8 protein-coding genes are annotated in these 12,519 nt (G+C 74.0%); 5 read left to right on the top strand and 3 right to left on the bottom strand.

All coding sequences use genetic code 11. The annotated features are described in order from the left end of the window. Positions 1–37 precede the first annotated feature (37 nt). On the top strand, positions 38–1,816 hold the full coding sequence (locus tag QSK00_RS24255) for an N-acetylglutaminylglutamine amidotransferase (protein ID WP_285594982.1): 1,779 nt from the start codon (positions 38–40) through the stop codon (positions 1,814–1,816). Positions 1,817–1,923: 107 nt separating this feature from the next. Beyond that, a complete protein-coding gene (locus QSK00_RS24250; protein WP_285594979.1) occupies positions 1,924–3,762 on the top strand; it encodes a S9 family peptidase in 1,839 nt (612 codons plus the stop codon). Positions 3,763–3,818: 56 nt separating this feature from the next. Here QSK00_RS24250 and QSK00_RS24245 read toward each other — a convergent pair whose 3' ends face one another. Then, complete coding sequence (locus tag QSK00_RS24245) at positions 3,819–4,802, bottom strand: hypothetical protein (protein ID WP_285594977.1); 984 nt, start codon at positions 4,800–4,802, stop codon at positions 3,819–3,821. Next, entirely contained in the window at positions 4,799–6,193 is a 1,395-nt protein-coding gene (locus QSK00_RS24240; RefSeq protein WP_285594975.1) for a DUF1996 domain-containing protein, read from the bottom strand. Before QSK00_RS24240 ends, QSK00_RS24245 begins: the two co-directional genes overlap by 4 nt. Before the next feature lie 455 nt (positions 6,194–6,648). On the opposite strand from QSK00_RS24240, the gene QSK00_RS24235 reads away from it, so the two are divergent. Further along, positions 6,649–8,277, top strand: coding sequence for a M20/M25/M40 family metallo-hydrolase (locus QSK00_RS24235; protein ID WP_285594973.1), 1,629 nt, complete (start codon positions 6,649–6,651; stop codon positions 8,275–8,277). On the opposite strand, the gene QSK00_RS24230 is transcribed toward QSK00_RS24235, so the two are convergent. Beyond that, the gene (locus tag QSK00_RS24230; protein WP_285594971.1) at positions 8,274–9,701 is read right to left on the bottom strand and encodes an aldehyde dehydrogenase family protein; all 1,428 of its coding nucleotides are present in this window, start codon (positions 9,699–9,701) and stop codon (positions 8,274–8,276) included. The two genes, QSK00_RS24235 and QSK00_RS24230, sit on opposite strands and share 4 nt — an antisense overlap. 124 nt (positions 9,702–9,825) lie before the next feature. Here QSK00_RS24230 and QSK00_RS24225 point away from each other — a divergent pair, with 124 nt between their 5' ends. Both QSK00_RS24225 and QSK00_RS24220 read left to right on the top strand, forming a co-directional pair. Next, a complete protein-coding gene (locus QSK00_RS24225; RefSeq protein WP_285594969.1) occupies positions 9,826–10,956 on the top strand; it encodes a nitronate monooxygenase in 1,131 nt (376 codons plus the stop codon). Next, positions 10,953–12,494, top strand: coding sequence for an acetyl-CoA acetyltransferase (locus QSK00_RS24220; protein ID WP_285594968.1), 1,542 nt, complete (start codon positions 10,953–10,955; stop codon positions 12,492–12,494). Before QSK00_RS24225 ends, QSK00_RS24220 begins: the two co-directional genes overlap by 4 nt. Positions 12,495–12,519 lie beyond the last annotated feature (25 nt).

Below are 12,519 nucleotides of genomic sequence, written 5' to 3'. Positions count from 1 at the left end.
GCTCGACCCGAGCTCGAGTCGTGATGGGAGTCGACGCATGTGCGGCATCGCCGGTGAGTTCCGGTTCGACGGGAGCGCGGCACAGGTCGGGGCCGTCCTGGCGATGGCCCAGGTCCTCGAGCCACGCGGCCCCGACGGCTGGGGCGTCGTCGGCCACGGCCCGCTCGCCCTCGCCCACCAGCGGCTGAAGATCATCGACCTCACGGAGACCGGGGCGCAGCCCATGGTCGACGCCGAGCTCGGGCTGACCGCGGTGTTCAACGGGTGCATCTACAACTACCCGGAGCTGCGCGAGGAGCTGGGCCGCGAGGGCTACCGCTTCTTCTCCACCTCGGACACCGAGGTGATCATCAAGGCCTACCACCGGTGGGGCCAGCGGTGCGTGGAGCACTTCAAGGGCATGTTCGCGTTCGCGATCGCCGACCGCGCCACGGGCCGGCTCGTGCTGGGCCGCGACCGCCTCGGCATCAAGCCGCTCTACGTGGCCCCGGTGTCGGGGGCGCTGCGCTTCGCCTCGTCGCTGCCCGCGCTGCTCGCGCCCGGCGGGGTCGACACCTCGATCGACCAGGTGGCGCTGCACCACTACATGAGCTTCCACGCGGTGGTGCCCGCCCCGCGGACGATCCTCGCCGGGATCCGGAAGCTCCCGCCCGCCGTCGTCCGGACCGTCGAGCCGGACGGGTCGTCGAGCGACTGGACGTACTGGGAGCCGGAGTTCGTCCGGGGCGACCCGGAGCACTCGGAGGCCGACTGGGCCGACATCGCGCTGGAGTCGCTGCGCACGGCCGTCCGGCGCCGGATGGTCGCCGACGTCCCCGTCGGCGTGCTGCTCTCCGGCGGCATCGACTCCTCGATCGTGGTCGCCCTGCTCGCCGAGGAGGGTCAGAAGGACCTGAAGACCTTCTCCATCGGGTTCGAGTCCGAGGGAGGCCAGAGCGGCGACGAGTTCGACTACTCCGACCTGGTCGCGAAGACCTACGGCACCGACCACACGAAGATCGAGGTGCCGAAGCGCGAGACCGACGAGGCGCTGCCCGGCGCGGTCGCCGCGATGTCCGAGCCCATGACGAGCCACGACGTCGTCGCGTTCTACCTGCTCTCCCGCGAGGTCTCGAAGTCCATCAAGGTCGTGCAGTCCGGGCAGGGCGCCGACGAGGTGCTCGGCGGCTACGACTGGTACCCGCCGATCGCGCAGGTCGGCCGCGACGGGGCCGTCGACGCCTACCACCGGTCGTTCTTCGACCGGCCCTCCGCCGAGATCGCCGACCTGGTCGCGCCCGAGTTCCTGGTGTCGGGCGATCCCTCGCTGGACCTCGTCCGGGAGCACTTCGGCCGTCGCGGCGCGGACGAGGCGGTCGACGCCGCGCTGCGGCTCGACACCACGGTGATGCTCGTCGACGACCCGGTGAAGCGGGTCGACAACATGACGATGGCGTGGGGGCTCGAGGCCCGGGTGCCGTTCCTCGACCACGACTTCGTCGACACCATGGGCGCCTGCCCGCCGGCCTACAAGATGGCCGACGGCGGCAAGGGCGTGCTCAAGAACGCGTCCCGTGGGGTCCTGCCCGACGAGATCATCGACCGCAAGAAGGGCTACTTCCCGGTGCCCGCGATCCGGCAGCTCTCCGGCCCGGTGCTGGAGCGGGTGACGGCGGCCCTGACCGACCCCGCCGCGAGGCGTCGCGGCCTCTTCCGCGCCGACGCCGTCGCCACGATGCTCGACGACCCGAACTCCGGCCGGACCAACCTGGGCGCCAACGCACTGTGGCAGGTCGCACTCCTGGAGATGTGGTTGCAGGCCCACGAGATCGACTGACGTAGGTTCGTCCTTCCCGGCCCACCTGGGTGGCAGGAAAGCGTCGTTGCTGCCATCGGGTGGCAGGGGAACCACATCGTCAGGACGGAACCGGGAGGTCGGCAGCGGTGGACGAGTGGATCAGCGCCACCCGATGCTGGTCGCCCAGCCCGTCGCCCGACGGCACCACGATCGCCTTCGTGTGGGACGGCGACGGTCGGCCCGTCGTCCGGATGCACGAGCGACGCACCGGTCGGGAGTGGTCGATCGACACCGGCGACGAGCTCGTCTCGACGGTGCGCTGGTCCCCTGACGGCCACTGGCTCGGGGTCGAGGCGGCGGCCGACGGCGGGGAGCGCACGAACGTCTTCGTCGTCCGCCCCGACGGCACCGACATGCGCCCCGTCCGCGGGGTCGGCGACGACGACCGGGGCGCGGTCTCGCTCGACCGCTGGACCCACACCGGCGCCGTCCTCGCCATCACCGAGTCCGACATCGAGACGACGACGGCATGGCTGGTCGACGTCGACACCGACCTGCGGCAGCGGCTCGGCTCCGGCCACGCCCTGCAGATCCTCGACGTCTCGCGCGACCGGCGGCGGGTCCTGCTGCGCCGCGGTCGCCGCGGGTCCCGGCACGTCGGGATCGTCGACCTCGACGGCACCGAGGGCTGGCACGAGATCGACAGCGGCCGCGGCCCCGGGGGCCCGCCCGGCGCCGTCGAGCACCCCGTCGCGATCACCCGCGACTCGTCCGTGGTGGCCGCCCGCTTCACCCCCGACGGCAGCCGGATGCTCATCCTCACCGACGGCGGGCGGGAGCGGGCCGCGCTGGTCAGCGTGGACGTGGCGACCGACGCACGGCCGATGTTCCCCGAGGTGCTCGCCGAGCGGGAGGACGCCGAGCTCGAACGGTTCGCCCTCACCGAGGACGCGCAGACGGCCGCGCTCGTGTGGAACGTCGTGGGCCGCAGTGAAGTCGACCTGCTCGACCTCACCACCGGGAAGCCCGCGCACTACGCCCCGCCCGGGGACGTGGTCACCTCCGCGGTGTTCAGCCACGACGGCGACTCGCTGGTCCTCGGCATCCAGGCCCCGTCGGTCCCGTCGGCGGTGTGGTGCCACGAGCTGTCCTCGCAGACCACCGCGCTGATCTGCCCGCACGAGGAACCGCACGCGACGGTCGTCCACCCGACGCTGGAGACGGTGACGACCCCGGACGGGCTCGCGCTGCCCGGCTGGCTCTACCGCCCACGGGGGACGGTCGGGCCGATGCCGACCGTGATCTACCTGCACGGCGGGCCGGAGGCCCAGGAACGGCCGGTGTTCACCCCGCTCTACCAGGTGCTGCTGCAGCACGGGATCGCCGTCTACGCCGCCAACGTCCGCGGGTCGTCCGGCTTCGGACGGTCCTTCGTGAACGCGGACAACGGCGCCGGCCGGTTCGCCGCGATCCGCGACGTCGCCTCGTGCGTCGAGCACCTGGTCGGTTCGGGCGTCGCCGACCCCGCGCGCATCGGCGTGATGGGGCGCTCCTACGGCGGCTACCTCACGCTCGCCGCCCTGGTGAACCACCCCGAGCTGTTCGCGGTCGGGGTCGACGTGTGCGGGATGGCCGACTTCGAGACCTTCTTCGCCCGCACCGAGCCGTGGATCGCCGACGCCGCCGTCGGCGAGTACGGGCACCCCATCCACGACCGCAACCTGCTCCGCGAGCTCTCCCCGGTCCACCGGATGTCGCGGCTGGCCGCGCCCCTGCTCGTCGTCCACGGGCGCTACGACACGAACGTCCCCGTGCACGAGGCCGAGCTCGCGGTGCACGGCGCGAAGTCGGCGGGCGTCGACGTGCGCTACCTGCTCTTCGAGGACGAGGGCCACGAGATCCAGCGCCTGGACAACCGGCGCATCTTCATCCACGCCGTCACCGACTGGCTGACCGCGCACTTCGGGCTCCCGGGCCCGCGGTAGGGATTCCCGTCGGGTGAGGGGAACCCTCGGGCCACCAGAGCGCTCGAATCCTCCCCTCACGCCCCGCGGCGGCCGCCGAGGCCGAACACGTCCGGGGCTCTTCCCGACGCCGGGTCTGCGCCCCAAGGCCGGAGCGTCACCTCCCCCGTGGGCGTCGGGTCCTCGAACGGCTCCGGCAGCCACGGTTCGAGCGGCAGCGGGTCGGCGGCGTACGGGTCGGCCGCCGGCGTCCACGTCGCGACGGGCACCGGCCGCAGGGCACGCACGGGTGCGACGGCGGGGAACGGCGCTCCCTCTCGTGGCAGGAACGCGTCGTTGCCGTCATCGGGTGGCAGCAACGACGCGTTCCTGCCACGGGCACCGAGGCGGTCGCGCAGCGCCTCCAGGTCGACCAGCAGCGGCCCCGACCAGTGCTCCTCAAGCGCCCGGAGCCGCCACGTGCCCAGACCGAGGACGAGGCCGAAGACGACGTGCCCGAGGAAGGACAGCGTGACGGTGACCGGGGTCAGCGGGAACATCAGCTGCTGGCCGCGCGGGAGGAGCACCGTCGCCATCAGACCGCCCCACGTCGGGCCGACCGCGAAGAGCACCGCAGCGCCGACGGTCCATCGCGGGCCGAGGCGGCGCAGGCCCGTCGCGGCCGCCAGGGTCACGAAGACGACGCCGAGCCCGCCCCCGTCCCCGGCGTAGCGCCAGACGTAGCCCGCGACGCCACCGAGGACCTGCTCGGAGCGGTCGACGCCGAGGAGCCACGTCCCCATCGTCGGGATGAAGTCGTCCCACCAGCCGAGCAGCGCGACCGTGTCGAGGCGGAACACGTCGTAGACGACCGTCGCGATCAGCCCCCACCGCAGCCCGACGAGCACGAGCCGGTCCTGCGGGACGGGCGCGAAGACCGCCAGGAGCACGAGCACGGCGGCCGCGGGCACGATGACCAGGCCCGCCGAGACGTGCATCGGCACCAGCCCGCCGACGTGCGCGGTGATCGAGAGCAGCGGCAGCGCGGCGAGGACGAGGTGGACCGCCACCCGTGGCGTCATCGGTGCCCCCCGCCGTGCGCGACGCCGGCGTTCTTGTGCCCGGCCATCGCGGTCGCGAAGTTCTTCGAGACGGCGAGCTCGTCGCTGCGCCCGCGTGGTCCGGAGTCGGCGGTGTCGTCGTCGGGCCCCTGCTCGCAGCGCTGCGCCTCGTTGATGCAGTCCGCGCCCGCCTGGGCCCGCGACTCGGTGGACAGGTACTCGAGCAGGGCGTGATCGGTCACCGGGTCGTGCTGCTGCTCCGGGAAGCTGTCGATCGCGAACGACCGGCCCGGCGGCTGGTCGTAGGACACCGTGATCCGCAGGGCGGGCACGGGGATCAGGTCGTCGGCGCACTCCCCCGTCTCGTCGGGGTACTGCAGGTGGCTCACGAAGTCCTCCGACGAGAGGTCCTGGCCGTTCCAGCAGGACGGGAAGTCGTACACCCGTTGCAACTGCGACCCGGACGGGCAGATCGGGTAGCGCTCGGTGAGCCGGTCGGCGAACCCGGAGCAGGTGAACTTCGAGTTCGACCCCTCACCCGTGCTGCCCGCCTTCGCCGACCCGGTGATCAGCTGCATGTTCAGCGGCATCGGCTCGGTGCGCTGCGTGCCGTGCCCGTGGAACGTGTAGTCCACCGAGGCCGGCACCACGAACGACCCGATGTTCCCGTCGAGGCTGCCCCCGTCCGCGCCGACGTCGGGGCCGACGCCCTCGAGGTCACGCAGGACCGGCCAGAAGATCGGTGACCGGTCACCGTTCGTGCAGGTCGTCTCCGCCTGTTCGAGGGCGTCCTGGTTCTCCGACGACGCCGCGTTGGTGGACTCGTTGCCCGCGTAGTCGTGGGTGTGCTGGGCACCGTTGCGCTTGCCGGGCGCGACGATGAAGTTGTCGGAGTTGTGGTGGTCCGAGAGCGGGCACGAGAACGAGTAGCTGCCGCCGGAGAAGTCGCCGCCGTTCTTGATGTTGCCGTTCGGCTCGACGTCGGAGATGGTCACGTACTCCTGGGCGGATGCCCGGCCGATCTGGTCGCGCCCCTCGAAACCGCCCTCGCCCGCGGCGGCGCCGGACCCGTTCTCCTGACTGCCCGAGTCCTTGTCGCCCGAGTCCTTGTCGCCCGAGTCCTTGTCGCCCGAGTCCTTGTCGCCCGAGTCCTTGTCGCCCGAGTCCTTGTCGCCCGAGTCCTTGTCGCCCGAGTCCTTGTCGCCCGAGTCCTCGTCCTCGCCGGACTTGTCCTTGCCCGAGTCCTCGTCGTCGCCGGACCCGTCGTCGCCGTCGCCCTCGTCGTCCGTGTCCGCGACGAGCACCACCCCGACCGCGGCCGCCGCCTGCCGGGCCACCGTCCCGATCGCGCTCGCGAGTCCGAGCGGCACCCCGACGCCGAAGATCAGCACCAGCGCGACGAATACGGCCACGAGCTCCGCTCGTCGCCGGCCGGGCGCGGTCCGCCGCATCACCCACCTCCGCGAGCGGACGCTAGAGAAGCGGGCCGGGCCGTGGGTGCGCTTTGGACAAACTCGCGCCGCCGAGGTGCACACCACGCAGGTCCGAGCGCTACCGAACCTGCCCCACGTGACCCTCGGCGCCGCCGTCGCGGGCAGTCCGCGCCCGGGTCATCGGACTTCAGTGGCACGGCGACACCCTGACGGCGCTCCGTGCCACTGAAGTTCGCCGACCTGGACCCGCAGCAGCCGGGACTCCCCCGACACCATCCGAGTCACCACGACTCGGATCCGCAGACATGGATCGCGCCCCGGACGGCGCCCGCCCACCCCGAGATGCACACCACGCACGCCCACGCCGCCGAAAACCTGCCCCACGTGACCCTCGCGGCCGGCCCGGCCGTCGGGGCTCCCCCACACTGGGGCCCGTGCGACCCGGACCCGTGGCCCGCCTGATCGCCCTCGTCGTCCTGGTCGCCGCCGGCGCGGCGACCTTCCTCGGGCTCCGCCCGCCCGACCCGGTCCCCGCCGACACCCCGGCCAGCGAGTTCAGCGCCGAGCGGGCCTTCCCCGTGGTCGCCGACATCGCCCGCGAGCCCCGTCCCCTGGGCAGCGCCGCGAACGCGCGGGTCCGCGACGACCTCACCGACCGCCTCACCGGGCTGGGCTTGACGCCGCGGGTCGAGAGCCCGCTCGGCAACGTCGTCGCGACCCTCCCCGGCACCGCACCGACCGGGCAGGTCGTCCTCGCTGCGCACCTCGACTCCGTCCCGCAGGGACCGGGCGCCGCCGACGACGCCGCCGGGGTGGCCGCCGTCCTGGAGACCGTCCGCGCCCTGCGGGCGGGCCCACCCCTGCGCAACGACCTCACCGTCCTGCTCACCGACGGCGAGGAGGCCGGCCTCCGCGGCGCCCGGCAGTGGGTCCGCGACGGACTCGACCGGACGACTCCGACCGTCGTCCTCAACCACGAGGCCCGCGGCGTCTCCGGGCAGAGCCTGCTGTTCCGCACCTCACCGGGGAACGCCGGGCTGGTCCACGCGATGCGGGCCGTGCCGCATCCGGCGGGCAACTCCAGCCTGGTCGCGATCTTCCGCCTGCTGCCGAACGACACCGACCTGTCCGTCGTCATCGGCGCCGGCCGGCCCGGGATCGACTCGGCGTTCGTCGAGGAGCCGGAGAAGTACCACACGGCCGCCGACAGCCCGGCGAACCTCGACCCCGCGAGCGTCCAGAGCCAGGGGTCCACGATGCTCGCTCTCGCCCGCGAGCTCGGGGCCACCGACCTCGCCCCGCTCGACCCGACGGCGAGCGGCCTGCCCCCGCAACCCGACGCTGTCTACTTCCCCCTCGGCGACGTCCTGGTCACCTACCCGGTCGCCTGGGAGTGGCCGCTCGCGGGGCTCGCCGTCGTCGGCCTCGTCGTCGTCGCGGCTCTGGCCCGCCGCCGGGAGCTCCTGACCACCCGCGACGCCCTGCTCCCCGGCGCGACGAGCCCGCTGCCCCTCGTCGGCGCCGCGGCGCTCGCGATCGGACTCTGGCAGCTCCTGCTCGTGCTCCGCCCCGAGTACGCGGACCGCCCGTTCCTGGACCGGCCGGTGCCCTACGAGGTCGCCACCGTCGCGCTCGCCGTCCTCGCCGTCTCGGTCTGGCACGTCCGGGTGCGACGACGGGTCGGGCCGTGCGCCGCCGCCCTCGGTGCCGCCGCGCCGCTCGCCGTGCTCGGCCTCCTCGCCGCCGCGTTCGTCCCCGGCGCCGCCTTCCTGACGACGTGGCCCGCGCTCGGCCTCGTCATCGGGCAGGCGCTGTCGGTCGCGACGAGGAACAGCACGGCGGCCACCGTGCTCGCCGCCGTGCCGTCGGTCGTGTTCCTCGCCCCGTTCGCGGTCGCGGCGTTCGGGATCGGAGGTGTCGCCACTCCGATCCCGGCCGTCGCGTTCGCGCTGCTCGGCCTGCCCGTCGTCGCCGTCCTCGACCCGGTCGGCCGACGGGCCGCGGCCCTGCCCGCGCTCGCCCTCGTCGTCGCCGTCGGGGCGACCGCGGTGGGGCTGGCCTAGAGCTGGATCGACTTCACCTCGAGGAACTCCTCTAGCCCGTAGCGCCCGAGCTCGCGGCCCGTGCCGGACTGCTTGTAGCCGCCGAACGGGGCGAGCGGGTTGAAGGCGCCGCCGTTGACGTCGACCTGGCCGGTCCGCATCCGGCGCGCGACCTCGATCCCGCGCTCCTGCGACCCCGCGAACACCGCTCCGGCGAGCCCGTAGATCGTGTTGTTGGCGATCGACACGGCCTCGTCGACGTCGGAGTACGGCAGCACCGACAGGACCGGGCCGAAGATCTCCTCCTGCGCGATCGTCATGTCCGGACGCACCCCGGCGAAGATCGTCGGGCGCACGTAGGCGCCGCCGTCGAGCCCCTCGGGCGCGCCGGGCCCGCCGACCGCGAGCTCGGCACCCTCCTCGACGCCCCGCGTGATGTAGCCCTCGACGCGGGCCTGCTGCGCGGCCGACGACATCGGGCCGATGCGCACGGACTCGTCGGTCGGGTCGCCCACGGTGTACTTCGCCGCGGCCGCGACGAGCTGCTCGACCACCTCGTCGTGCAGCGCCGCGGGCACCAGCAGGCGGGTCCAGGCCGTGCAGGTCTGCCCGCCGTTGATGAAGCAGTTGCCGAGCCCGACCTTCACGGCCTTCGTCAGGTCCGCGTCGTCGAGCACGATGTTCGCCGACTTGCCGCCCAGCTCCAGCGCGACCCGCTTGATCGTCCCGGCCGCCACCTCCTGCACCCGGCGGCCCGCCGCGACCGACCCGGTGAACGAGACCATGTCCACGCCCGGGTGCGCCGCGAGCGCCTCGCCGGCCTCGGGGCCGGTGCCGTGCACGACGTTGAACACGCCGGCGGGCAGCCCCGCGTCGGCGGTGATCTCGGCGAGCACTCCCGCCGTCAGGGGCGCGACCTCGGAGGGCTTCAGCACCACGGTGCAGCCGGCGACCAGCGCCGGCGCGAGCTTCGCGACCACCTGGTGCAGCGGGTAGTTCCACGGCGTGATCGCGCCGACCACGCCGACCGGCTCGCGCACCACGAGGGAGTTGCCGATCTCCTCCGACCACGCGAAGTCCTCGGCGAGGCCCGCGACGCCCTTCGACGTCGCCATCGGCATGCCGAGCTGCACCGAGCGCGCGAACGTGATCGGCGAGCCCATCTCGGCCGTGATCGAGCGGGCCAGCTCCTCGTGGCGGCCCTTGATGCCCTCGCGGATGCGGAGCACCATCGCCGCGCGGTCGGCCACCGGCACCCGCGACCACGACACGAAGGCCTGCCGCGCCGCGAGCACGGCCGCGTCGATCTCGGCCGCGCCCCCGCGCGGCACCTCGGCGAGCACCGAGCCGTCGGCCGGGTTCACCACCTCGATCGTCCCGCTGCCCCCGCCCGCGCGGGCTCCGTCGATCCAGTGGTCGGTCAGCGTCCCGATGCTCGCGCTCATACCCCGGATTGTTCCCGACGCCGGGTCGCGCTGCCGGTCACGCGTGACGGTTTCCGTCCGCGGTATGTGATACACCGAGTCCGGCACACAGCAGCACCACCGCCGACCCCGAGGGAACCGCCGCATGCGCACCGCCCTGACCGAGCTGCTCGGCGTCGAGCACCCGCTCGTCGGCTTCAACCGATCCCCCGCCGTGGTCGCGGCGGTGACCAACGCCGGCGGGTACGGGGTGCTGGCCGCCAGCATGTACACCCCGGCCGAGCTGGACGCCCAGCTGCACTGGATCGAGGAGCAGGTGGCGGGTCGCCCGTACGGGGTGGACCTGCTGGTGCCGGAGAAGTTCGCCGTCGGGGACCCCGACCAGCTGGTCGCGAGCCTGCGCGCGCAGATCCCCGACGAGCACCGGGCGTTCGTCGACGCGCTGCTCGAGGAGTACGGGGTGCCCGCCGACGCCCACGACCCGCGGGAGGACACGAGCGACGAGATCGCCGCCGCGATCAACCCCGCAGGCGCGGAGGCCCTCCTCGACGTCGCGTTCTCCCACCGCATCTCGATGGTGGCCAACGCCCTGGGCCCGCCCCCGGCCGACCTGGTCGAACGCGCGCACGCCGCCGGGATCGTCGTCGCCTCCCTCGTCGGCGCCCGCAAGCACGCCGAGCGCCAGCTCGCGGCCGGCGTCGACGTGCTCGTCGCCCAGGGGACGGAGGCGGGCGGACACACCGGCACGGTGGCCACGACCGTCCTGACCCCGGAGGTCGTCGAGATCGCGGAGGGTCGCCCCGTCCTCGCCGCGGGCGGGATCGCGACCGGCGACCAGATGGCCGCCGCCCTCGCGCTCGGCGCCGCCGGAGTGTGGTGCGGTTCGGTGTGGCTGGGCAGCCACGAGGACATCACGCCGCTGCCGGTGAAGGAGAAGTTCCTGGCAGCCGGCAGCAGCGACACGCTGCGCTCGCGCACGATCACCGGCAAGCCCGCCCGTCAGCTGCGGTCGGCGTGGCACGACGCCTGGGACCGCCCCGACGCGCCCGCCCCGCTGCCGCTCCCGCTGCAGCCGATGCTGATCGGCCGCGTGTGGGACCGCGTGCACGACGCCGCGGCCGCGGGGAACCCCGGCGCGATCGCGCTGGACACGTACTTCATCGGGCAGGTCGTCGGCGGGTTCCGCGAGCTCCGCGGTGCCGGCGACATCACGCGCGACATGGTGGAGGGCTGCCGCGCCCGACTGCGCGCCCTCGGCGAGCTGGCCGGCACGTGAACCGCACCCCCGTCCTCGTCGGCGTCGGTCAGGTCTCCGAGCGGCTCGACGACCCCGACCACCGCGGCCTGTCCCCCGTCGCGCTGGGCGCCGAGGCCGCGCGGCGGGCCCTCGCTGACACCGGCGCCGACCCCACCGCCGTCGCCGCCCGCGTCGACCTCGTCGCCGCCGTCCGCCAGTTCGAGGCCTCGGCCCCCGGCGCGGTGGCCCCCCTCGGCGCCTCGGACAACGTGCCCCGCTCGATCGCCGCCCGCGTCGGCGCCGATCCGCGGACCGCGGTCCTCGCCGTGGTCGGGGGCCAGACCCCGCAGGCGCTGGTGACCGAGGCGGCGGGCCGGATCGCCGCCGGCGAGATCGACGTCGCCCTCCTCGTGGGTGCGGAGGCCATGTCGACGGCCCGTCACCTGCTCACGAAGGTCCCGGAGGACGAGCGCCCCGACTGGTCCGAGCACGTCGGCGGTCAGCTCGACGACCGCGGGCTCGGGCTGGAGACGTTCATCGTCCCCGAGCAGGTCGAGCACGACGTGCTCGCGCCGGTGGTGCAGTACGCGCTCTTCGAGCACGCCCGGCGGGGCCGACTGGGGCTCGACCGCGAGGCGTACCGGCGCGACATGGCGGCGCTGTTCGCGCCGTTCTCCGAGGTCGCGGCGAAGCACCCGCACGCGGCGGCCCCCACGGCGCGCGGCGTCGAGGAGCTGGCCACGCCGTCGGGCGACAACCGTCCCATCACCGACCCCTACCTGCGGTTCCTCGTCTCCCGGGACCAGGTCAACCAGGGTGCGGCCGTCGTCCTCGCGGCCACCGGCGCGGCCCGCAAGCTGGGCGTCCCGGACGACCGGTTCGTCCACCTGCACGGGCACGCGGACCTCGTCGAGCCCCCGGTGCTCGACCGGGCCGACCTCGGCACGAGTCCGGCGGCCGCGACCGCGGTCCGGCGCGCCCTCGCCCAGGCGGGGATCGGCGCGGACGACCTCACGACCATCGACCTCTACAGCTGCTTCCCGATCGCTGTCCGCGTGGTGACCGATGCGCTCGGCCTCGCCGCGGACGACCCGCGCGGCCTCACGGTGACCGGCGGCCTGCCGTTCTTCGGTGGCCCGGGCAACGACTACTCGATGCACGCCATCGCCGACACCGTGACCGCGCTGCGGGCCCGGCCGGGCACGTACGGGCTGGTCGGCGCCAACGGCGGAGCGATCCACAAGTACTCGGCCGGGGTCTACTCGACGAGCCCGGCCCCGTGGCACGGCGGTGACGACGCGGCCGCCCAGGCCGAGGTCGACGCGGGGCACGCTCGCGAGGCGCCCGGCAAGATCGCCCGTGCCGACGGCGCCGCGACCGTGGAGACCTACACCGTCGAGTACGCGCGGGACGGCTCCCCGCGCCGCGGGGTGGTCGTCGGACGTCTGCACGACGGGGGCCGGAGGTTCCTCGCACGGGCCGACGCCGACGTCCTGGACGTGCTGGCGACGACGGACCCCCTCGGGCGGACCGTGCAGGTCACCTCCGGGGAGGAGGGGAACCGCGTGGCGCTGTGAGGGTTCCCGCCGTGCGGGGACGGGC

Origin of the sequence: Actinomycetospora sp. NBRC 106378, assembly GCF_030269685.1 — a bacterium.
In the GTDB taxonomy this organism is placed as follows: Bacteria; Actinomycetota; Actinomycetes; order Mycobacteriales; family Pseudonocardiaceae; genus Actinomycetospora.
This window is presented reverse-complemented; position numbering and strand designations above follow the sequence as displayed.

Excerpts from the sequence above, each read along its gene's own strand:
- QSK00_RS24230 (WP_285594971.1), bottom strand. The coding sequence starts at position 9,701 with ATGAGCGCGAGCATCGGGACGCTGACCGACCACTGGATCGACGGAGCC.
- QSK00_RS24245 (WP_285594977.1), bottom strand. The coding sequence starts at position 4,802 with ATGACGCCACGGGTGGCGGTCCACCTCGTCCTCGCCGCGCTGCCGCTG.
- QSK00_RS24225 (WP_285594969.1), top strand. The coding sequence starts at position 9,826 with ATGCGCACCGCCCTGACCGAGCTGCTCGGCGTCGAGCACCCGCTCGTC.
- QSK00_RS24255 (WP_285594982.1), top strand. The coding sequence starts at position 38 with ATGTGCGGCATCGCCGGTGAGTTCCGGTTCGACGGGAGCGCGGCACAG.